Source organism: Ruegeria sp. AA6, assembly GCF_056542865.1.
This window is the reverse complement of sequence record NZ_JBQGAN010000027.1, coordinates 17,824-39,999: the sequence shown is the minus strand read 5'-3', so window position 1 is coordinate 39,999 and position 22,176 is coordinate 17,824. Positions and strand designations below refer to the sequence as shown.

The window sequence follows — 22,176 nt, the reverse complement described above, 5'->3', positions numbered from 1 at the left end:
CAACTCACAGGACTGACCTATGATCCAAGACAACCCAGCCCTCATCGACGCCATCCGCGACAGATTTGCCCATGTCGATAGCTGCCCGTTTCAGGGTGAGCGAATCTTTTTCGAAAACGCCGGTGGCGCGCTGACGCTGAAATCGGTGGCCGAAACGTCGGCATTCTACGCTGCGATCCCTGACAATCCGGGACGCATTAACCCGGCCGGGCAAGGCACGCAGAACGTGATCAACAAGGCCAAAGGTGATCTGGCTGTTTTTATGAATGCCTCAAGCGGGCAGTTCTTTGCGGGTGAAAGCGGTACCGAACTGCTGTTCCGGATGATCCGTACGGCCTGTTTGGCCGCGCCGAAGGGCACCAAGGTGATCGGTTCGTCCATCGAACACCCCGCAACACGCAGCGCCGCGCGCCGATGGGCAGGGATCGCGGGGCTGGATTATGTCGACGTGCCCCATGACAACGAAACCGGGCTGGTCACGCCAGAAGATTACACAGCGCTGATGACGCCGGATGTCGCCGTGGCGACAATCCTGCACGCCTCGCCCGTCACAGGTATGGGCATGGACGTGGCGGCGATCTCGTCGGCTATTCGTGCGGTGGCACCTGATTGCATGATCATTGTCGACGGCATTCAGCACGCGGCCCACGGACAATTGGATTTGGACGCTTATAACGTGGATGGCTATGCGATCTCACCCTACAAGGTGTTCTCGCGCCACGGCTATGGCATTGCCTGGATTTCTGACCGGCTGAGCAACACGCCGCATGACATGCTGATTGATGCCCCTGCGACCGGCTGGGAATTCGGCACCCGCGACACCGGCTCTTACGCCACAGTGTCGGACGTGGTGTCCTATTTTGACTGGCTGGGCGGAGAAGTCTCGGATGAAGCCGACCCGCGCAAGCGGATCGAGGCCGCGGGTCGCGCAATCCACGCCTATGAGACCCACCTGACCAACACTGCCATCAATGGCACGGGCAACCTGCCGGGTCTGCGCGACATGGATCACGTCACCATTCTGGCCGGGGCCGACAACCCAGCGCGTGAAGGGCTGGTGTCGATTGTGGTCGAGGGCAAGGCGTCGGAAGATGTCGTCGAAATCCTGAACCAGCAAGGCATCCGCACTCATACCCGGAAGGCGGACCACTATTCGGGCAACGTGCTGACACCGCTTGGCCTGCCGGATTGTATCCGCATTTCCTTTTGTCACTACAACACCGAACAGGAAATTGCGCGCCTATTAGGGGCAATCAAGGTGTTGGGCCAGGACAGCTGACGGAATTGGCGAAACGCGCGGCACTCAGCCGCGCATCCGTTCATTTTTGGGGTCGTACAACGGGCGCAAGCTGGCTTTTGCCGGGATAGCTTGCCCTGCAATCATTACCTGATGGCTGCGAACTGCGAGGTCTTTCAGCGCCATCCCCTCGGGCCGGGCGACATAGCCCATGCCAATGGCCCCGCCCACCGTCCAACCATAGCTGGCCGAGGTCATGCGCCCAACGATTTTGCCGTCACACAAGATAGGCTCTTTTCCAAAAACCAGCGCAGCAGGATCATCCAGCCGGAATGACAGCAACCGGCTTGTAGCGCCTTCGGATTTGTGGGCACTGATCGCGTCTTTGCCGATAAAATCGGTGTTGAAATCGCAAGCAAAGGTCAGGCCGCTGTCGACCGGGCTGTCGTTGGGGCCGATGTCGTGCCCCCAGTGACGAAACCCCTTTTCGATGCGGCAGCTATCCACCGCCATGCCGCCACACAGACGAGGCGCGTTTGGGGTCGCCATGATGGTTTCAAAAACCTGTTGGGCGAATTCGGTGGGTATATGCAATTCCCAGCCCAGTTCCCCGACATAAGTAATCCGCTGCGCCCGAACCGGTGCGTGTCCGATGTGCAATGCCTGCCATGACCCAAAGGCGAATGCGTCGTTCGACAGGTCAACTTCGGTCAACCCTGCAAGAAAATCTCTCGCGCGCGGGCCCATGATGGCCAGTGTCGCCTCGGCGGAGGTGACGTTCACGACCGATACTCCGGTGCCCGTAAGCTGAGTTTTCAACCAGTACTCGGTCTGCGGCTCGGCGCCAGCAGAAGCCATGACCATAAATCGCGTCGCACTCAGGCGCGCGACGGTCACATCGGCCTCGATCCCGCCTTGGGGGTTGAACATATGGGTGTAAACCAAAGCACCCGGCGCGACGGCCATGTTCGCTCCGCAGAGTCGCTGCATCTGTGCCTCGGCCTGCTGCCCGTCCACTATGAACCGGCCAAATGTCAGGTCGATGCAGCCCAGATCGGTGCGCAGCGCCTGATGCTCGGCCTGCCAGTCGTCGAACCACGGCTCGCGACCGAACCCGTCGGTCATCTCGCGCCCGTAGTATAAGGGTCGTTCCCAGCCATTAGCGCTGCCGAATTGCGCGCCGGCGTCGCGCAGATGCCCATAGTAAGGCGTGCGGCGCAGACCCCGCGCCTGCGTTTTGCGCAGATAGGGCCAGTGCATCGCGTAGGCATGGCTTAGAGTTTCGGCCGCTTTGATGGCGGTATAGCTGCGCGCATTCAGACCCGTCACAATGCGGCGACTGTCCACATCGGTCAGGTCCATGGTCATGTGACCGGCCATGATCCACTCGGCCAGCGCCTTGCCCGCTCCGGGGCCGTTCTGGATACCGGTTGAATTGAACCCGGCAACAACCCAATAGTCCCTCACATCCGGGATTGGACCCAGATAGTGTTTGGCGTCCGGGGTAAAACACTCCGGCCCGTTGAAAAATTTGCGAATGCCCGAGGCCGCCAGCGCCGGAACCCGTTCCATCGCCGCTTCGAGGATGGGGTAGAGGTGTTCCTCATCGCAGGGCAGTTCGTCGAATTCAAACGTTTCGGGCAGGCCGCCCTTGGTCAGCCACGGGGTCGCGTTTGGTTCTGAGCAGCCGATCAGCAGCTTGCCTGCGTCTTCCTTGTAATAGGCGTATTCATCCATCACCCGCAGGACGGGCAGATCGCTGGTCACGCCCTCAATCGGGTCAGTCACCACGTAATAGTGATTGGTGTAGTGCAGTGGGATCTGCACGCCATGGGACAAGCCGAACTCGCGCGCCCACATGCCGGTGGCGTTGACCACATGTTCGGCACGGACCAAACCCTGCTCGGTTTCCACCCCAACAGCGCGCCCGCCTTCGATCACGACTCGGGTGGCCTTGGTGTCTTCGAAGATTTGAGCGCCATTCATCCGCGCGCCCTTGGCCAGCGCCATCGTGGTGTCGATGGGATTGGTGTAGCCGTCGCCGGGAAACCAGAACGCGCCTTTTGCGCCCTGGGTCGACAGCAGCGGCCAGCGATCCTGCGCTTCGTTCAGGCTAATCTCTTCGGCGCGCAAGCCGCAGCCATGGGCATAGTCGACCTTGCGGCGCAACTCTTCCATGCGGGCCTCAGTCAGGGCCACGGTCATCGAGCCGTTGCGTTTAAAGCCGGTGTTCTGGCCGGTCTCGTCCTCAAGCCTTTCCATCAGGTCGAGGCCATATTTCGCCAGCGCCGACATGACAGGCACACCTTGCGTTTCACTGACCAACCCCGCGGCGTGCCATGTGGTGCCCGAGGTCAGTTTTTTGCGTTCGAACAGAGCAGCGGACCAGCCTGCCTTGGCGAGGTGATACGCGGTGGCGCAGCCGACGATGCCGCCGCCGATGATCGCTACCTGCACGTTGGTCGGAAGAGGTTTTGCCATGGTTCTTATCCCCGCAACCGGTCGTTTTCGGGATCGTAGAAGGGCACCGTGGACACGGTCGCATTGACCGGAACACCGAGGACTTCGATCTGGTAGACGTCCCCGGGCTGCGCCTTTTCGGTCAGATATCCCAGAGCGATGCGCTTGCCGATGCGGAACCCCGTGCCGCCCGAGCTGACATAGCCCACCGGTTTGCCGTCCCGGCAAATCGGGTCCGAAGACAGTGCGGCGGCCCCGTGCCCGTCCAGCACAAAGGCGGCGAAGTGATAGTCCCTCGGACGTTCGGCCTGCGCCAGAAACGCCTCGCGTCCGACAAAGCTGTCCTTTTTCTTGCTGACGAAACGATCCAGACCTGCATCGAAGGCTGTGTATTCGATGCCAAAGTCCGCGCCCCAGCCGTGATAGCCCTTTTCAAGCCGCATGGCGTTCAGCCCGTAAGAACCGAATTCGACAATGCCGTGATCCGCGTCTTGGTCCATGATCGCGTTGTAGACTTGGACCAGATCGGCACTGCGCATATGTAGTTCCCAGCCCAGTTCTCCGACATAAGAGACCCGCAAGGCAATCACCGGAGCCTCAGCGATGGTGATTTTCCGGACAGACATCCACGGGGCGTTTTCCTTGGACAAATCGTCCTGCGTCAGCGGTTGCAGCACGTCGCGGGATTTCGGCCCCATGACCATCAGGGCCGCGTCAAACTCCGAGCCTCGGGACAGGGTCACACCCTCATCAGGCAGGAAATGCGACATCCAGTCATGGTCGCGCTGATCGGCCAGAGTGGGGCCGCAGAGCAGGTACTTGTTCTCATCCAGCCTTGCGATAGTGGCCTCGGACCAGATTTTGCCCTTGGGTGTCAGCATATAGGACAGCTTGACTCTGCCCACCGACGGCATTGCACCGCAGAAGATATGATTGAGGAATTCGGTGGCTTCCGGCCCCTCAACCTCGTACCGGGTAAAGCCACCGTGATCCATCACGCCGACATTGTCACGCACGCCTTCGCACTCGGCCTTGACCGCGTCTTGCCAGACCTCGTGATGGAAGCTGAGCTGGGCGTCATCCTTTATTTCGTCGGTCTGGAACCAGAAGGCGCGTTCCCATCCGGCGACTTGTCCAAACACTGCGCCCTTGGCCTTGAGCGTGTCGTAAAGCGGTGTGGTCTGCACCGGGCGGCCCGATTTCCACAGGCGGTGCGGGTAGGGGATCGCATATTGGTGCTCATACAGCTCGCTTGACCGCTTGACCGTATAGTCGAATGTTGCCCATTCCTCGCCAAACCGTCGCGGGTCCCAAAAGGACATGTCCCATTCGGTCTCGCCCTCGGTGATCCATTCGGTCAGGGTTTTCGCCGCCGCCGCCGAATGGGTGATGCCGACCGGGAAACAGCAGGCGTGATAGAAATTCGGCAAACCAAAGGCGGGGCCGCAGAGTGGCGCGCCATCCGGGCTGTAGGGGATCGGGCCGTTCACAAACCGGCTGACACCAGCCTCGCCCAGCAGTGGCACATGCTCCAGCGCGGCCTCAAGGATTTCGGCGATGTCATCGACGCTGTCGGGATAGAGCTGGTTGGCAAAGCAATCTGGCGTCCCGTCCAGCCAAGCGGGGCGGCCTTCGTGGCCGTACGAGCCCAGCAGAAGCCCGTTCCGTTCACGCCGCAGGTAGTACATGATGTCCGGGTCGCGGATGAGCGGGAAGTTCTCGGGGTTGACCTCAAGCTCGGGCAGGCTTTCGGTGACCAGATATTGATGTTCGAGCGTGACGACGGGCAGCTTTTGACCCACCATCTCGCCGACCACGCGGCCGTAATATCCGCCTGCGTTGATCACGTTGTCACAGGCCACATTGCCTTTGTCAGTCTGCACCTCCCACTCGCCGGATGCGCGGCGTGTGATGCCAGTAACAGTGGTAAACCGCGCGATCGCCGCGCCCTTATCCCGCGCGCCTTTGGCCAACGCCTGAGTCAGTTGCGACGGGTCCACATCGCCCTCATAAGGGTCGTATATCCCACCGATGATGCTGTCTCCCGAGCTGAAATAGGGATGCATCTCGTCCATCTCGGACGGGGTGAGCATCGCCATGTCATAGCCTAGACCCTTTGATATGCCGACAAGGTGGCGAAACAGGTCCATCCGTTCGGGCGTATGGGCAGGCCAGAAAGCGCCAGTGTGGCGGTAGGTAATTGGATAATCGACTTCTTCAGCCAGATCCTTATAAAGCCGCCAGGCATAATTGCCCGCGCGCATCCCGCCCCAACTATTGGCATAAGTCGGGATATTGCCCGCAGCGTGCCAGGTGGACCCGCTGGTTAGCTCGTTCTTTTCGATCAGCAGCGTGTCGGTCACACCGGCTTTGGCCAGATGATATAGCGTCGAGACACCGACCGCGCCGCCCCCGATGATCACAACTTTGGCTTGGCTTTTCATAAGTTTAAACTTTCAGATGGATAGGCAGGCGGGCACGCAGGGTGGCCTCAACCTCAGCAGGCAGATGAGATGGGGCCGGCTGCGCCTCAATCTCGGTAACGCGGGCAATGGCGCGGTCCCAAACCGTTTGCGCGCCGCTTTCCAGCCAATCATTGACGCTTTGACGATCGCCCAGAGACGGGTAGACGTATTCCTTGGTCATCAGGTCCAGCGTCTGGGCGGTACCTAGGAAATGTCCCTCTCCGGTAACGACGTTTTCTATCATGTCCAAATCAATCGAGCCGTCGAACATCTCCACCCCGCGCACCGTACGCAGGATGGCACCGCACATATCGTTGTCGATCACCAGCGCCTCTTTACTGGCAGCCATGATTGATCCCAGCATCCCCACGGACAGGTTGATCATGTCGGCGCCGCTCTGTGCAGCCAAGGCGATGGTATACCCCTTTTCATAACCCGATTGGGCATCAGCCGTCTTGGCGTCGGTCATGCCCGCCGACACGGTCGACGGCAGACCGAGGTTCAGCAAAAGCTGTGCGGCCGCGGCGTTGGCCACCGCAGCCTCGCCCGAACCACCGGTCATCGCGCCGGTGCGTAGATCGGAAATAAAGGGTAAAAAGGCCAGAATGCAGGGGAAGCCCGGCTGCATCATATTGACCAGCACCAGACCCGCCAAGGACTCGGCCAATCCCTGCGCCAAAGCGCCCGCAAGCGCGGCAGGACTGGTCGCACCGGCCTGCGCTGCCGAGCATATTTGCAGCGGCATCCCCAACCGTACGCATTCCTGCATCACGCCACAGGCCTCTTCGGCCAGTGTCAGCGGTGGCACGACATGACAGACTGAGGCAAAACAGAAGGGTTGCGCCCGGAACGCGCCTTCGCCCCCGAGCGCCTCGTCGAACATCCCGATCACCGGGGCCACATTTGCGGGTTCGAAGAAACTGGTACCAATGGGCTTGGAGGTCGCTTTCATCGCTGCAAAGGCGGTGTTGATGTCCAGCACCAGCGGGTCTTCCAGATCCCGCGCCACCACCGGGCGCAGTGAATAGTGGATATTGTCGCAGGCATCCACGATCCGCATCAGGCCGTAGAGATCCCGCAACGTACTGTCGCGGAACGTGGTCGTTGCGGCATCCAGCACCTGTACGGCTGCGCCGCCTGTGCCAATATGCACCCGACCGAAGCCAACCTCGATGCCGCGATCCTGAACGAAACCGGGCAGTTCCACCCGTTTGCAGGCCTTGGCGATTACGTCTTCGACCAGCGTCCGCGGAAAGGTGATGCGCCCGTCAGCGCGCGCGAATGCACCATTTTCCATTGCCAAACTGCGGATATCATCAGGCGCGCCGGATACCCCGATCCGTTCCAGAATGTCGAAAGCGGTGTCAGTAATATGGGTCAGTTTACCCTGATCCAAAGGCATGAAGCGGCCGCCGACTGGTGGTAATGTCATCTGTTGCGCAGTTGTACTACTCGCCCGCTTTGTTCTTGTTCGCCGCATGAGCGCACCCTCAATAAAGCCTTTTCCAGCGCATCTTAGGAAGGGTCATTTATTAGCTCAATTACATTATTTTCCGTTTTTAATGAACAAAATTCAGCTTAGAAGGATTGCCGTGCCACAGGTTTGTTTACCCTCCCGCGAGCATTGAATCCGTGTGCGATCCGACGGCAATTCGGTCAACGGGAGCGCAAGGAAAGCGTCTTGATGTGCTTATCCAAAGCCTGTCGTACCATCCCGCTTATGAAACTTCCCAGGGGCTCTGCGACAGATTTTTTGGTCTGAACCATGTCGATATCCCAATTGGGCAACTCTATGGGCGGTTGGAAAATTTGGCATCCTGCTCTGCGGGCAAAAGAAGCAAGAGAGGCAGGGATAGTAGCAACAAGGTCGGACTGAGCCACAATGTCTGGCAAAAGAGCCAATTGGGTAGTGGTCATGGCAACTCGTCGACTGAAGCCCAGCCGCTTGAGAGCCTGATCCACAGCACCTGAGAACCCGCCGCTTAGGGTCATCAAGGCGTGTTGAGCGCCCACATAATTTTCGAGCGTCATCCCCTCACCTTCGTCAAACAATCCTTGGCGGGTAATGCAGATGAAATGATCCTGAAGAACGGTCTTGCGTAGGAATCGAGTAGGCAGCCTGCCAAAGGTTCCAATGGCCAGAGTCAGCAAACCATCATCTAGGTCTTTTTCCATCCTGCGTTTGTCCAGAGGAACAAAGGCAAGCCGTACTCCGGGTGCAGATTCTTGCAAGTTGGCTAGCAGGTGAGGCGCAATGCTGATGACAACAAGATCCGAAGCGGCAATGCTTACATCTGCTTCAATTGTCCGAGGGTCAAATTCGATTGGGGCCAACAAACGCTTAACAGAGGCGAGCGCCTCTTGAACCTGCGGGGCCATGGTCTCGGCCTTGGCTGTGGGCGTCATTCCATCCGGGCCACGAAGGAACAATGGATCATTGAACTGCGCCCGCAAGCGATTCAACGCATTGCTCATTGAGGGTTGCGCCAGCCCAATCGCGGCTCCGGCCCGGCCCACATGCCGTTCGCGATAGAGCGCGTCAAACGCTTTGAGAAGGTTCAGGTCGAGCGTATTTAAATTCACAAAATGAATTTATGGTATTTTAATTATCCATTTCAACTATTTTAGGTGATTTCCTATGTGTAGCCCAGCAACAGGTACGGCGATCGGGCCACCTGCAGAAAAGCGGAAACCTTGTCATGAGCAATACATTGGAAAACGCCCTGAACGGAAAACACGTCGTCGTTGTCGGCGGAGGCAGCGGCATGGGTAAAGCAACGGCAGAGTTGGCAAATAGAATGGGTGCCAAGGTGACCATCGCCAGCCGAAATAAAGACAAGCTGGATGCCGCTGCTTTGGCCGTTGGCGGGGGCACGTCTGTTGCCGTCGTCGACACTACGGACGAGACGCGCGTCAAAGCCTGGGCGGCAAATCTCGGGCAGGTGGATCATTTTGTGATCTCAGCCTCTAGCGCGGCACATGGTACCTTCGAGGACCTGCCGACCAATGATCTGCGTACCATGTTCGAAGCCAAATTTATTGGCCCCTACGTCACGGCGCGCGAGGTTTTGCCCCATCTCACCAATGGTGGCTCGATCACTTTCTTCTCGGGCGTTCTGAGCCGCCGCCCTTCGGCTGGCGCAACTGGACTAGGTTCAGTCAATGCGGCCGTTGAAGCATTGACCAAAGGGTTGGCGCAGGAGTTGGCGGGCAAGGCACGCGTCAACTGTATCAGTCCGGGCATGGTGGCGACCGAGGCTTATGCGAGCATGCCTGATGAGGCACGTGAAGGCATGTACGCGCAAGTCGGCGGCAGCTTGCCAGTCGGGCGGGTCGGACAGGCAGATGAAATTGCGCAAGCCGTGATCATGTCCATGACCAACGCATTCCTGACAGGCTCAGTGTTGGATATCGACGGCGGTCATTTGGTGCGCAGTTAATCGGACGATGGACCGTCGGCGACCACCAAGTCGATTTCATTCTCGATGAGCATTTTCTCAATGGAACGCGACGGCTGAACGTCGGTGAAAAACAGGTTGATGTCCTGCGCGGCCTGCAGCGTGACCGGAGCGCGTTTGCCCAGCTTTTCCCCATCGGCCACAACCACACGAACTTGCGCGCTTTCTATCGCGATTCGAGCCAGGTTGGCTTCTTGCAGGTCGTGCAGCATAAAGCCCAGTTCGGCATTCACGGCGCCAACCGAGAGAATGGCAAACCGAACGTTCAGGCGCTTGATCAACTCTTGCGCCTCGACCCCGAATGCGCCGCCGTCATGGGGGCGCAATTCGCCACCCGCCATATAGACCCGATTGTTGTTTTTTGCTGCAAGTTCATTGGCGACAACCACGGAGTTCGTCACAACAAACAAGTCTTTGTGGTTTTTAAGGGCTTTGGCCACATATGCGGTCGTTGATCCGATATCGAGGAAGACAGAATCCCCGTCGCTAATGATTTCGGCCACGGATTTTGCCAATTTCTCTTTGGCATCAACCTTTTTATCAAGACGACTTTCCAGCGTAGGCTCAAGAATGTCTTCCAAAAGGTGAACGCCACCGTGCACTTTGCGAACGATGCTGCGTTCTTCCAGATTGCGCACATTGCGGCGTATGGTTTCCAACGTAACGCCCAACTCGTTGGCCAGAATGCTGACGCGGCATGAGCCACCGGCCCTGGCCAAGGCCCGCAAAATCTCATCTTCGCGTTGGTTGGTGGTCTTTAAGTTCATAAGTTTGCGTCAGATTTTCTATCACCGGAATGAGCTTTACGCATATCACAATCACCACATTATGCAACATTGCCTCAAAACGGGCGTGTATTGGCCCGTATAAATCTAATAGAATGTGGTTTTACGTGGTTTTTATTGACAGAAAGCCTCATTTCATGCTGGGCTGTCAGAAATAACGCCGATTCATCACAAAAAACCACAACAGGGAGATGGTATAATGAAAGGCAAATTGGGACTCAGCGCGTTGGCTATTATGGCCGCTGGCGTCATGTCACCCGCATGGGCCGTGGAATCGACCGACCCCATCAAGTTGACGCTGCATGACTGGTCTGGGCAGTTGATTAACACCAAGATCATGGGCTCGATCCTGCAAGAAGCTGGCTACAACGTCGAATATCTTCAGGCTGACTACATTGCTCAGTTTGCGGGTTTGAAAACGGGCGACCTGCATCTTGCGATGGAGATCTGGGAAACCACCGGGCGCGAGGCGCTGGACGAAGCCACCGCGAGCGGGAACGTTGTGAATGTCGGCGAAACCGGGCTGATGGCGATCGAGGAATGGTGGTACCCATCCTACATGAAAGAGCGGTGCCCCGGCCTGCCCAACTGGGAAGCTCTGAAAGACTGCGCCGAGGAATTCGCCACAGCCGAAACGTCGCCCAACGGGCGTTATGTCGGCGGACCGGTCACCTGGGGCGGCTTCGATGACGAACGCGTCGAAGCGCTGGAACTTGACTTCGAAGTGGTACACGCAGGCACCGATGCGGCTCTGTTCGCGGAACTGGAGTCCGCCTATCAGCGTGAAGACCCGATTGTGTTGTGGGTCTATGTCCCGCATTGGGCACCTGCGAAATACGACGGTGAATTCGTGGAATTCCCGCCTTATTCCGCCGAGTGCTACAATGACCCCTCGGTGGGTGTGAACCCGAACCTGGCCTATGATTGCGGCAAACCCCGCGGGCCGATCTGGAAAGCCGCATGGGCGGGCCTGCAGGAAAAGTGGCCCGGTGCATACGACATCATCGAAGCCTACAATATCAACAACGAAGAAATGAGCGCCATGGTCGGCAAAGCCGATCTGGACGGTGTTGAAATTGATACGGTTGTTGCGGATTGGATGGAAGAAAACAAGGACCGCTGGTCCGGTTGGATCTCCAAATAATCTGCCCTGCCGGAGCGAGACTCCCCCCTCTCCCTCTCGCTCCGGCTTTTTGACTGCTTTTCCGGACCCACCAGATGACCCCCAAGATCAAACTGTCCTGCCGAAACGTTTGGAAACTTTATGGCAACAACGCTGAAACTCTATTGCGGCGCACGCCTGATCCTACGGCAGATGACATAAAGAATGCCGGTGTCATCGGTGCTGTGCGCAACGCCAATATCGACATCGCAGAAGGTGAAATCTTTATCATCATGGGGCTGTCGGGGTCCGGCAAGTCCACTCTGGTGCGCTGCCTTTCCCGGTTGATTGAGCCGACGGGCGGAGAGGTGCTGTTCGACGGTGCAGATTTGTTGCGCGCCAGTGAAAAAGAGCTGATCGAGATCCGCCGACACAAGATGGGCATGGTGTTCCAGCACTTCGCGTTGTTGCCGCATCTGACTGTCTTGCAGAACGTCATGTTCCCGCTGACCATCCAGGCTACGCCCAAATCCGAGACCGAGGCCAAAGCCCGTGAAGTGGTTGAGCTGGTCGGCCTGAAGGGGCGCGAAGACTATTACCCGCGCGAGCTTTCGGGTGGGCAGCAACAGCGCGTCGGCATCGCGCGTTCTCTGGTGACAGAACCTGATCTGTGGTTTTTGGACGAGCCGTTTTCGGCGCTTGACCCGCTTATTCGCCGTGAGATGCAGGATGAGTTCCTGCGGCTACAGGAACGGCTGCACAAAACAATCGTTTTTATCACACACGACTTCGAAGAAGCTGTCCGCCTCGCCGACAGGATCGCCATCATGAAAGATGGCGAAGTGATCCAGATCGCCACCCCGGAAGAGTTGGTGATGAACCCCGCCACCGACTATGTCGAAGAATTCACCCGCCACATTCCACGCTCGAAAGTTCTGACCGTGGGGGGGGTGATGACCGCTGACCTTGCAGGCGAAGGCGAGCCGATCCCGCAAGCGGCCCGCGTCTCGGATGTGGCGGAACGGATCATTGGCGCGGACGCACCGATCCCAGTCTCGGACGATAGCGGCCAAATTGTTGGCGCAATTGATCGCAAGGCCGTGGCCCATGTGCTGTTCGGGGAAGGAAGCGCGGCATGATCCGCCTGACCCGCAGCCAGTATGTCATTCTGACGCTTGTGCTGGTAACGATTGTTCTGGGCTATTTTGGTCGAGACCTGGGCAAGGCGCTGGATGCGCGCTGGCTGACCAAGTTTCCCTCGGCCTGGGTGATCCCGTTCAAGACATACATTTCTTCGGCGATGACATGGCTAATCGAAGATGCCGCTATTGGACCCGTGTCGTTTACCGACATCACCAGATCCATCGCATGGTTGATCGAACAGCCTTATAACCTTGTTCTTGCACTGCTGGCCGACGGTTTTGTCAGCGGACAGGGCAACGAGGCGCAAGTCATACTGCCCGCGATCAGTTGGATCGTGGTGATCACAGCAGTGATCGCACTGGGGCAGTATTGCCGCGACTGGGCATTGGCTGCGCTGGTCGGAGGCTGTTTTGTTTATCTCGCTGTCTTCGGTCAATGGGACAGCGCGATGGTGACGCTGGCCTCGGTCCTGATCGCGGTTCCGATCGGCGCCGGCGGAGGGCTGTTGCTGGGCATTCTCGCTTATCGCAACGCGACATTTGAGAAGATCATCTCGCCCATTCTGGATCTGATGCAGACGATCCCGATCTTTGCCTATCTCGTGCCGATCCTGTTCATGTTCGGCTTCGGCCCGATCTCGGCTCTGGTGGCGACGATCATCTATGCGACCCCACCGATGGTACGGATTACCACTCTGGCACTGAAAGGCGTCGATCCTGAGATTCTGGATTTCGGGCGCATGGCTGGCACAACGCAGCGACAACTGATGTGGCGTGTGCTGGTTCCCTCGGCCAGTCACAGCCTGATGGTGGGCGTCAATCAGGTGATCATGCTGACGCTGAACATGGTCATCATCGCCTCGATGATCGGGGCAGGGGGGCTTGGCTTTGACGTGCTCGCCGCGCTACGCCGTCTGGATATCGGCGCGGGGTTCGAGGCCGGTATTGCGATTGTGGTTCTGGCCATCGCCGTTGACCGTCTGAGTCAGGCCTTCGCCGAGCGTATGGGGCAGGTGCATCATGAACAGCCGGGTTCGTGGATTGCCCGCCATCGCCGCACGGTTCTGGTGCTGATCTTGTTGATAGTGACATGGGTTCTGGGCCAGTTTTCACCGCTGCTGCTGGAATACCCAGAAAGCCAGACCATCACGACAGGCGCCTTCTGGGACAACACGGTCGAATATCTGAACGTAAATTATTTCGACACGTTCGAGGCGATCAAGGTCTTCTTCCTCACTTGGTTCATGATCCCGATCAAAACGGTTCTTCTGGGTATTCCGTGGCCGTGGGCCATTGCAATGCTGACCCTTCTGGGCTGGCACGCGGGTGGCTGGCGGCTGGCGCTGCTGTGCGGTGGGATGGCCTCGCTGATCCTGGTGTCAGGCTTGTGGTCCAAGGCGATGGTGACGGTGTATCTATGCGGTGCTTCCGTGATCCTTGCGACATTGATAGGTGTTCCGCTGGGCGTTCTGGCTGCGCTGAACAAACGGGCGGGGACAGTGATCAACCTGCTGATCGATACGCTGCAAACCCTGCCCAGCTTTGTCTACCTGATCCCGGTAGTGATGTTGTTCCGGGTCGGCGACTTTACTGCCCTAATCGCCATCGTCCTTTATGCGTTGGCTCCGGCCGTGCGGTACGCCGCTCATGGCGTGCGCTCGGTGAGTGGGGAGCTGATCGAGGCGGGTCTCGTTTCAGGTTGCACCCGCTCGCAGTTGTTACGCCATATCCGTTTGCCGATGGCGTTGCCCGAGATTTTGCTGGGCATCAACCAGACCATCATGCTGGCGTTGTCGATGCTGGTCATCACCGCGCTCGTTGGCACCCGCGATCTGGGGCAGGAGGTCTATATAGCTCTGACCAAGGCCGATACGGGTCGGGGTCTGGTCGCTGGTTTGTCAATCGCCTTTATCGCCATTATTGCCGACCGGTTGATCAACGCCGGAGCCCGTCAGGCGCGCATCCGTTTTGGACTGGAGAGCTAAGATGAGCCAATCCGATCTGATGACCCGCATCCGCGATCTGCCGATCTGGCACGGCGAGATCGACGCCACTCCGCTAACCGGCGGCATTACCAATGTGAACTACAAAGTCACGGATGCCAGCGGTTCTTACGTAGTGCGTGTCGGAGACGACATTCCTCTGCACCAAGTGATGCGTTTCAATGAACTGGCGGCGACCAAAGCGGCCCACGCCGCGGGGTTGTCCCCTGCCGTGGTCCATGCGTCGGGCGATCTGACAGTGTTGGAATTCGTCGAAAGCCGTACCCTGACGGAAGAGGACGTCCGCCACCCAGACATGTTGCCCCGGGTGCTGGAAATGGTGAAAGCCTGCCACGTCGAGGTTCCCAAGCACCTGCGCGGCCCGTCGCTGGTGTTCTGGGTGTTCCACGTTATCCGAGATTATGCCGCCACACTCACGGAACGCGGCAGTACCCACTCGGCATTGATCCCGGATCTGGTGAAGGCAAGTGACGAACTCGAGTCCGAGGCGGGACCCTATGACATGGTCTTCGGGCACAATGACCTGCTGTGTGGCAACTTTCTGGACGACGGCACCCGCCTGTGGCTGATTGATTTCGATTATGCCGGATTCAACTCACCGCTCTTTGATCTGGGCGGGCTGGCCTCGAACAACGGCCTGTCACCCGAACAGGAAGACTGGGTTCTTGAGACCTATTTCGAGGCACCCGTCACCGACGCCCTGCGCCATCGCTATACGGCGATGAAATGCGCCTCGCTGCTGCGTGAAACCATGTGGAGCATGGTGTCCGAGATCACCTCGGATATCGACTTTGACTACGCAGCTTACACATCCGAAAACCTCGCGCGATTCCGCGCGGCCCTGACAGATTTCAAAAATACCTGAGGACAGACATGACCGAACTTCCGAAAACAGCCAAAGCCGTCATCATCGGCGGCGGGATCATCGGCTGCTCGACCGCTTATCACCTGGCCAAGCTGGGCTGGACTGACACCGTGCTGCTGGAGCGTAAAAAGCTGACTTCGGGCACCACGTTCCACGCCGCCGGTCTGGTGGGCCAACTGCGCTCAAACGCTAATATTACGCAATTGTTGGGCTATTCCGTTGATCTTTACAACAAGATCGAAGAGGAAACCGGTCTGGGCACCGGCTGGAAGATGAACGGCGGTCTGCGTCTGGCCTGTAACGAGGAACGCTGGACCGAGGTCAAACGTCAGGCCACCACCGCGCATTCCTTTGGTCTGGACATGCAGTTGCTGACCCCTTCCGAGGCGCAGGAGTTGTGGCCGCTGATGGATGTCTCGGACGTGATCGGCGCGGCCTATCTGCCGACCGATGGTCAGGCGAACCCCTCGGACATCACACAGGCGCTGGCCAAGGGCGCACGGATGGCTGGGGCCAAGATTTTCGAAGACACCAAAGTCACCGATATCGAAATCGAAGACGGTAAAATCCGCGCAGTGATCACCGAACATGGCCGCATCGAATGCGAAAAGGTGATTTGCTGCGCCGGACAGTGGACCCGTACCTTTGCCGGTCGCTTTGGCGTGAATGTGCCGCTGGTGCCGATGGAGCATCAGTACATGGTCACCGAACCCTTTGATGTGCCCTCAAACCTGCCCACCCTGCGCGACCCGGATCGTCTGACCTACTATAAGGAAGAGGTCGGCGGATTGGTCATGGGCGGCTATGAGCCCAACCCGATCCCGTGGGCGACCAAGGGTATTCCGCAGGGCTTCCACTACACGCTGCTCGACAGCAATTTCGACCATTTCGAACAGTTGATGGAACTGGCACTGGGCCGCGTTCCCGCTTTGGAAAACGCAGGGGTCAAAACCCTGACCAACGGGCCGGAAAGCTTCACGCCGGATGGTAATTTCATCATCGGTGAGGCGCCCGAGCTGGACAACTTTTTCGTTGGCGCAGGCTTCAACGCCTTTGGCATCGCTGCTGGCGGCGGCGCAGGCATGGCGCTGGCCGAGTGGGTGCATAAGGGCGAGCCGCCCTTTGACCTGTGGTCTGCCGATATCCGTCGTTTTGGCCGCCCGCATTTCGACACAGATTGGGTCCGTACCCGCACGGTCGAAGCCTATGGCAAGCACTATACGATGGCCTGGCCGCACGAGGAACATGACTCGGGCCGCCCGTGCCGCAAGTCGCCGCTGTATGACACACTGAAATCGCAGGGCGCGTGTTTTGGTGAGAAACTGGGTTGGGAGCGTCCGAACTGGTACGCGGATGCCTCGCTGGGTGAGACTGCCAAGGACGAATACAGCTTTGGCCGTCAGAACTGGTTCGATGCTGTGGGCCGGGAACACAAGGCCGCGCGTGAGGCGGCGGTGCTGTACGACCAGACGTCATTTGCCAAATTTGCGCTGAAAGGCCCGGACGCGCTGGCCGCGTTGAACTGGATCTGCGCCAATGACGTGGACAAACCGGTTGGGGCTCTGGTCTACACGCAGATGCTGAACGACAAAGGCGGGATCGAGTGCGACCTGACTGTTGGTCGTGTGGCACATGACGAATTCTACATTGTCACGGGCACCGGCTTTGCCACCCATGATTTTGACTGGATCAAGCGCAACATTCCTGAGGGCATGAATTGCCAGCTGTTCGACATCACATCGTCCAACGCGGTGCTGTCGCTGATGGGACCGAAGGCGCGCGATATTCTGGCGGCAGTGACGCGCGATGACGTCTCGAACGAGGGGTTCAAGTTCGGCACGATCCGCACCATCGGTATCGCCGGTTGCCCGGTCAAAGCACTGCGCGTGACCTATGTGGGCGAACTGGGCTGGGAACTGCACCTGCCTGTCGAATACGCTCAGACCGTCTATGCCGCACTGATGGAGGCCGGGCAGCCGCATGGTCTGGTCAATGCGGGCTATCGCTCGATTGAATCGCTGCGGCTTGAGAAAGGCTATCGCGCCTGGGGCTCGGATATCGGGCCGGACCATACCCCGTTCGAAAGCGGGCTGGGTTGGGCGGTCAAGCTGCGCAAGAATATCGACTTCAAAGGCCGTGCAGCATCTGAATCGCAGAAAGCCGACGGCGTCAAAAAGATGCTGGCTTGTTTTACCGTGGACCCAAGCGTCGTGCTACTGGGACGCGAGACGATCTATCGCGACGGCAAGCGCGTAGGGTGGCTGACTTCGGGCGGATACGGCTACACTGTTGGTAAGTCCATCGGTTATGGCTATGTCCGCAATCCTGAAGGAGTGGACGCCAATTTCGTCACCTCCGGGACTTACGAATTAGAAGTTGCGACCCAGCGCGTGCCTTGTGAGGTTACGTTGCAGCCGCTGTATGATCCCAAAATGGAACGTATCAAAGCATGATCGCGACGGTGCAAGATACGACGTCGATCAAGGACCACGCCAAGGCGATCTCGGCCATCGCCTCGGATGCGGCCATGCGGTACTTCCGTGGGCGGCTGGGGGTTGAGTTCAAGCAGGACGAAAGCCCCGTCACCCAGGCGGACAAGGGTGTCGAGGCCGAAGTGCGCGCCTATTTGGCCCAACATTTCCCGGATCACGGCGTTTTTGGCGAAGAACAGGGGAAAGAGGACGGCGACGGGCGTCATATGTGGGTCATTGACCCCATCGACGGTACCCGGTCGTTTCTGTCCGGGCACCCGTTGTTCGGGTTTCTCCTGGCGCATCTTGTGGATGGGACGCCCCAGTTGGGTGTCGTGGGCATGCCCGCTTTGAACGAGACATTCGTGGGTGTCGTTGGATCAGGCGCGACGTTGAATGACCAGCCGATCCACGTTTCGGAGCAGACTGGGCTTGATCGCTCTATCCTCTATGTGAACGAAGGCGACAAAATCTACCGCGACCACCCTGAACTGTTCGGGCGGCTGATGCGGTCCGGCCAAACCCGCCGCTTTGCGTATGACTGTTATCCGCATGCATTGCTTGCGGCCGGTCACGTGGATGCGGTGGTGGATTACGACCTTCAGCCCTATGATTTTCTTGCGCTGTCACCGCTGATCGAAGCAGCCGGAGGGATAATGACAGATTGGCTAGGGCAGCCACTGACACTGGATTCAGGTGGTGCCGTCATTTCAGCAGCAACGCCAGAATTGCATGCCGAACTTCTAGAGCTTGTGAACGCCTAGTTTTTGCCCGCGGTACTCTTCGCGGGTAGGCTGAAAATTGCAAGGCGGCCTCATGGATCACATGCGGCCGCGACTTTTGTGGGTCGCCTTTATCGCTGCAAGCGTTCAATCAGCCGCACAAAGCCCTTTCAGAACAAACTCAGCCGTGCTGGGGCTGCTGGCAAATGGCAAATCGTATACAATAGCCAGTCGGCTTAGCGCTTTGACGTCGACGTCATGTGGCATGGGCGACATCGGGTCGATGAAGAAGATCAAGCCATCAAGCTTCTGTTCGCAGATCATCGCACCAAGCTGCTGGTCCCCGCCCAGCGGGCCGCTTTTCAATGCGGTCACATCCAGGTCGGGCAGGGCATCGTTGATGCGGCCACCGGTGGTTCCCGTCGCGTATATCTGCGCGTTTTTCAGCGTATCGGCATTGGCCTGTGCCCATTCGACCATCAAATCTTTCTTGGCATCATGGGCGACGAGGGCCAACCTCAGATGTTTACAAGATGAAATGTCCGACATAGCCGCCCCTCTGGATAGACTGCGCAATATTACATTGCGGAATAACCGCCATCCACAGGATAGACTGCGCCTGTCACAAATGCAGCCTCTTCAGACAACAACCACGCGACCAGAGCGCCAACCTCTGCCGGTTTGCCCCAACGATCCAATGGTGTTCGTCCCAGAATCGGCTGGTTGCGGGCCGGATCCGCGCGCAGGGCTTCGGTCATTTCGGTTTCGATCCATCCCGGCGCGACCGCGTTGACGCGCACGCCGTCTGAGGCCCATTTTCCGGCCAGGGCCTTTGTCAGCTGTGCCACTCCGCCCTTGCTGGCGGAATAGGCCGGAACCAGAGGCCCGCCAAAATAGCTGAGCATCGACGCGGTGTTCACGATGGCCCCGCCTGACGCGGCAAGCAAGGGCTGGGCTGCCAGGCAGCAGCGCATGGTGCCGGTCAGGTTGATGTCGATGACGGTTTCAAATGTCTCGATCTCATATTCTGCGTCACGCGCAAGAATTCCCGCGCAGTTGGCCAACCCATCCAGCTGTTCAATCCCGTTGAAGAACGCTGTTACGGCCTGACTGTCGCGCACATCCAGTTGCACAGCCGCGTCATCGGGGTGTTGCGCGGCATAGGCGGAAACCTCTTCCGCTCCGACACCTGTGGCTGTGATGCGCCAGCCTTTGCGGCGCAGTTCCCCGGCAATACCGGCCCCGATCCCGCGCGTTCCCCCGATGACAACGGCATGTTTCATGAGTCAGCCTTCTGCCGCCAGAAATGCTTCAACCGCCTCTTTGCGCGGCATTGGGGCGACGGCACCGTAACCTTGCGTCGAGAGGGCGGCTGCAGCGTTGGCGTAGCGAGCGGCTTGGAACGGATCATCGCCTGCCACGATGCGAGAAAGGAAGGTTCCGTCAAAGGTGTCGCCTGCGGCAGTGGCATCCACGGCCTCGACCCGGCGGCCTTTGACGCGCTCGCGTTTGTTGGGGGTGGCAACCAGGGTGCCCTCAGCCCCCAGTGTCAGGGCGACGATTTTCGCTCCCAGCCCCAAATAAAAGTCGGCAATTGCGTCGGGGTCAGACAGACCGGTCAGTTGCTCGGCGTCATCCAGACCCGGCAACGCAATATCGCATTGGGCCATGGCGGCATGGGTGACGGCACGCGCGCGTTCGATCGGCCAGAGTTTCAGGCGCAGATTGGTGTCGTAGGAGACCATGCCCCCGGCTTCCTTCACGATCCGTATAGCGGCAAACACCGCATCGGCGGCGGTGTCAGAAATGGCCTGGCTGATGCCTGAGACATGCAGTACTTTCGTCGATTGCAGAGCTGCGACCGGCAGGGCATCTGCTCCCATCCGGCTGCTGGCAGACCCCGCGCGGAAATAGCTGAATTCGTGACCGTTTTCGCCATGGGTCACGAAATAAACCCCGGTATGGGCATCCGTGACCTGTTGAACGGTCGAGGTATCGACCCCCTCGGCCTTCCACAAATCCATAAAGGAATTGCCAAAAGTATCCGCCCCGACATGCGTTACATATCCAACGGACGCACCCTGACGTGCGGCGGCGATGGCGCAGTTCGAGGTATCTCCGCCATGTCCAGGCAGGTAGTTCCCGTCGGGCTGCTGATTGAATTCCAGCATCGGTTCGCCAAGGCACAGAATATCGGGGGTCATGGTCATCTCATTTCAGGTAAAAGGGTCAGCCCCGCAGGGCTGACCAAGGTGTATGGGAGGATTATTCGGCCGTGTAGCTTTGGCCGACACCCGGAATCTTCCAGATACGGAAGTTCGGGATTTCGGGGTTTTCAAAGTTCATGTCGCCATCGACCCAGATATGCAGGTGGTTTGAGACCACATACATCTCGCCATCCGGTCCCCAGGCCAGTGTGTCGGGCCAGTTCATTTCCGGGTGGTGGACGAAACGGCCGACCTGACGGGTGGATTCGTCGAATTTCATGATCCCGTCCAGCGACAGCGCAGTCATGTAGATGTTGCCAGCGTTGTCGGCGGTCATCCCGTCGGTGTTCGAAGGCAGTACCGCTGCGACCTCAACCGCGTTTTCAATCACGGTTTCATTGGTTTCGAAATCGCGAAGAACCTCGGTCGGCAGGCTATACAGGTGATTTCCGGTCAGGTTGGTCCAGTACAGCGTTTCCTTGTCGCCCGATAGTGCGATACCGTCAGCACCAGTGCGCATACCGCCGTTCTTCAGAACCGGACGGTCATCGATATTGAAGAAAAAGTTCGGCTCATCATTGGTGAAACGATGCTGATCCAGAATACGACGCACCGAGTTGGTGTTGCTGTCATAGACGATCAGACCACCATGCAGCGGATCACAGAAAATGCCACTGTCGGCGATATAGGCAAAGCCGGTGTCGTTATCGACCGCGAGGTCGTTCAGGAAGGAACACTGACGATCTGCTTCTTCCGCCGTGAACACGTAGCGCTGGATTTCCTTGTTCTCTTTCAGATCCCACAGCACCAGCTTGGCGTCGCCGTCTTCGAACGGAGGGCCGGCCACGTGGCCCTGATCCAGAATCCACATAACGTCGTTGCGGTCGATTTCAAAACCCAGCACGGCTTTCAGGCCATCAGGGTTCGACATGCTGTTCATTTCCTCGGACGGAAACGCCTCCAGCTCCCAAGTGTCGCCGTTTTTGACCAGTTTGGACACGGTTGAGGGGATCTCGGCCCCGCCCCAGCGTGCGGTCGAGACATAGATATTGCCCTGGCTGTCGACTTTAGCGCCCTGAACCAATGCCTTGCCGTAAATCTCGCTGCCTTCCCAGGCAGATTTTGTCGCCTCATCCTTGACGGCATAGGGCAGACTGTTCCATTCCGCGACTACCTCGGGCCCGTTCGCGAGCGCCGGGGTGGCCGGAACGGCGGTAAGGGCCACCGTGTTGAGCATTCGTTTCAGCATGTATTCCTCC

At 58.4% G+C, this 22,176-nt stretch carries 17 protein-coding genes and 1 pseudogene; 8 read left to right on the top strand and 10 right to left on the bottom strand.

All coding sequences use genetic code 11. The features are described 5' to 3' along the window. Nucleotides 1–19 precede the first annotated feature (19 nt). On the top strand, nt 20–1,279 hold the full coding sequence (locus ACR0LN_RS20510) for an aminotransferase class V-fold PLP-dependent enzyme (RefSeq protein ID WP_480432315.1): 1,260 nt from the start codon (nt 20–22) through the stop codon (nt 1,277–1,279). 24 nt (nt 1,280–1,303) lie between these two features. Here the strand turns inward: ACR0LN_RS20510 and ACR0LN_RS20505 are convergent, their stop codons facing one another. The 5 genes and pseudogenes from ACR0LN_RS20505 to ACR0LN_RS20485 form a co-directional block, all read right to left on the bottom strand. Next, entirely contained in the window at nt 1,304–3,718 is a 2,415-nt protein-coding gene (locus ACR0LN_RS20505; protein ID WP_480432313.1) for an FAD-dependent oxidoreductase, read from the bottom strand. A 5-nt stretch (nt 3,719–3,723) separates the two neighbouring features. After that, nucleotides 3,724–6,141, bottom strand: a complete 2,418-nt coding sequence (locus tag ACR0LN_RS20500; RefSeq protein ID WP_480432310.1) for a GcvT family protein — start codon at nt 6,139–6,141, stop codon at nt 3,724–3,726. 4 nt (nt 6,142–6,145) lie between these two features. Further along, nucleotides 6,146–7,642, bottom strand: coding sequence for a trimethylamine methyltransferase family protein (locus ACR0LN_RS20495; protein ID WP_480432308.1), 1,497 nt, complete (start codon nt 7,640–7,642; stop codon nt 6,146–6,148). A gap of 176 nt (nt 7,643–7,818) precedes the next feature. Next, nucleotides 7,819–8,541 (bottom strand): LysR substrate-binding domain-containing protein, encoded by a 723-nt coding sequence (locus tag ACR0LN_RS20490; RefSeq protein WP_480432329.1) that lies wholly within the window; start codon nt 8,539–8,541, stop codon nt 7,819–7,821. 15 nt (nt 8,542–8,556) lie between these two features. Further along, nucleotides 8,557–8,745 (bottom strand): annotated as a pseudogene (locus ACR0LN_RS20485) (helix-turn-helix domain-containing protein); the annotation flags it as partial. 116 nt (nt 8,746–8,861) lie between these two features. Between ACR0LN_RS20485 and ACR0LN_RS20480 the strand changes: the two are divergent. Then, the gene (locus tag ACR0LN_RS20480; protein ID WP_480432305.1) at nt 8,862–9,602 is read left to right on the top strand and encodes an SDR family oxidoreductase; all 741 of its coding nucleotides are present in this window, start codon (nt 8,862–8,864) and stop codon (nt 9,600–9,602) included. On the opposite strand, the gene ACR0LN_RS20475 is transcribed toward ACR0LN_RS20480, so the two are convergent. Continuing rightward, the gene (locus tag ACR0LN_RS20475) at nt 9,599–10,387 is read right to left on the bottom strand and encodes a DeoR/GlpR family DNA-binding transcription regulator (protein ID WP_480432302.1); all 789 of its coding nucleotides are present in this window, start codon (nt 10,385–10,387) and stop codon (nt 9,599–9,601) included. The two genes, ACR0LN_RS20480 and ACR0LN_RS20475, sit on opposite strands and share 4 nt — an antisense overlap. A 217-nt stretch (nt 10,388–10,604) precedes the next feature. Here ACR0LN_RS20475 and ACR0LN_RS20470 point away from each other — a divergent pair, with 217 nt between their 5' ends. The 6 genes from ACR0LN_RS20470 to ACR0LN_RS20445 all read left to right on the top strand — a co-directional run bounded on the left by ACR0LN_RS20470 (nt 10,605) and on the right by ACR0LN_RS20445 (nt 18,752). Further along, on the top strand, nt 10,605–11,549 hold the full coding sequence (locus tag ACR0LN_RS20470; RefSeq protein WP_480432301.1) for an ABC transporter substrate-binding protein: 945 nt from the start codon (nt 10,605–10,607) through the stop codon (nt 11,547–11,549). Between the two features lie 74 nt (nt 11,550–11,623). Then, nucleotides 11,624–12,646, top strand: coding sequence for a quaternary amine ABC transporter ATP-binding protein (locus tag ACR0LN_RS20465; protein ID WP_480432299.1), 1,023 nt, complete (start codon nt 11,624–11,626; stop codon nt 12,644–12,646). Further along, nucleotides 12,643–14,634: an ABC transporter permease gene (locus ACR0LN_RS20460; RefSeq protein ID WP_480432296.1), complete on the top strand. Its 1,992-nt coding sequence runs from the start codon at nt 12,643–12,645 to the stop codon at nt 14,632–14,634. Before ACR0LN_RS20465 ends, ACR0LN_RS20460 begins: the two co-directional genes overlap by 4 nt. A 1-nt stretch (nt 14,635) precedes the next feature. Further along, complete coding sequence (locus ACR0LN_RS20455; RefSeq protein ID WP_480432294.1) at nt 14,636–15,517, top strand: phosphotransferase; 882 nt, start codon at nt 14,636–14,638, stop codon at nt 15,515–15,517. 8 nt (nt 15,518–15,525) lie between these two features. Beyond that, nucleotides 15,526–17,970: a GcvT family protein gene (locus tag ACR0LN_RS20450; protein WP_480432292.1), complete on the top strand. Its 2,445-nt coding sequence runs from the start codon at nt 15,526–15,528 to the stop codon at nt 17,968–17,970. Further along, a complete protein-coding gene (locus ACR0LN_RS20445; protein ID WP_480432289.1) occupies nt 17,967–18,752 on the top strand; it encodes an inositol monophosphatase family protein in 786 nt (261 codons plus the stop codon). The genes ACR0LN_RS20450 and ACR0LN_RS20445 overlap by 4 nt, the downstream gene beginning before the upstream one ends. A 105-nt stretch (nt 18,753–18,857) precedes the next feature. On the opposite strand, the gene ACR0LN_RS20440 is transcribed toward ACR0LN_RS20445, so the two are convergent. The 4 genes from ACR0LN_RS20440 to ACR0LN_RS20425 all read right to left on the bottom strand — a co-directional run bounded on the left by ACR0LN_RS20440 (nt 18,858) and on the right by ACR0LN_RS20425 (nt 22,166). Beyond that, nucleotides 18,858–19,259 carry a methylglyoxal synthase gene (locus ACR0LN_RS20440; RefSeq protein WP_480432286.1) on the bottom strand — a complete coding sequence of 134 codons (402 nt, stop codon included), beginning with the start codon at nt 19,257–19,259 and terminating at the stop codon, nt 18,858–18,860. A gap of 29 nt (nt 19,260–19,288) precedes the next feature. Next, entirely contained in the window at nt 19,289–19,993 is a 705-nt protein-coding gene (locus ACR0LN_RS20435; RefSeq protein ID WP_480432284.1) for an SDR family NAD(P)-dependent oxidoreductase, read from the bottom strand. Nucleotides 19,994–19,996: 3 nt separating this feature from the next. Further along, a complete protein-coding gene (locus tag ACR0LN_RS20430) occupies nt 19,997–20,914 on the bottom strand; it encodes a sugar kinase (protein WP_480432281.1) in 918 nt (305 codons plus the stop codon). Between the two features lie 61 nt (nt 20,915–20,975). Then, the gene (locus ACR0LN_RS20425; RefSeq protein ID WP_480432278.1) at nt 20,976–22,166 is read right to left on the bottom strand and encodes an L-dopachrome tautomerase-related protein; all 1,191 of its coding nucleotides are present in this window, start codon (nt 22,164–22,166) and stop codon (nt 20,976–20,978) included. Nucleotides 22,167–22,176 lie beyond the last annotated feature (10 nt).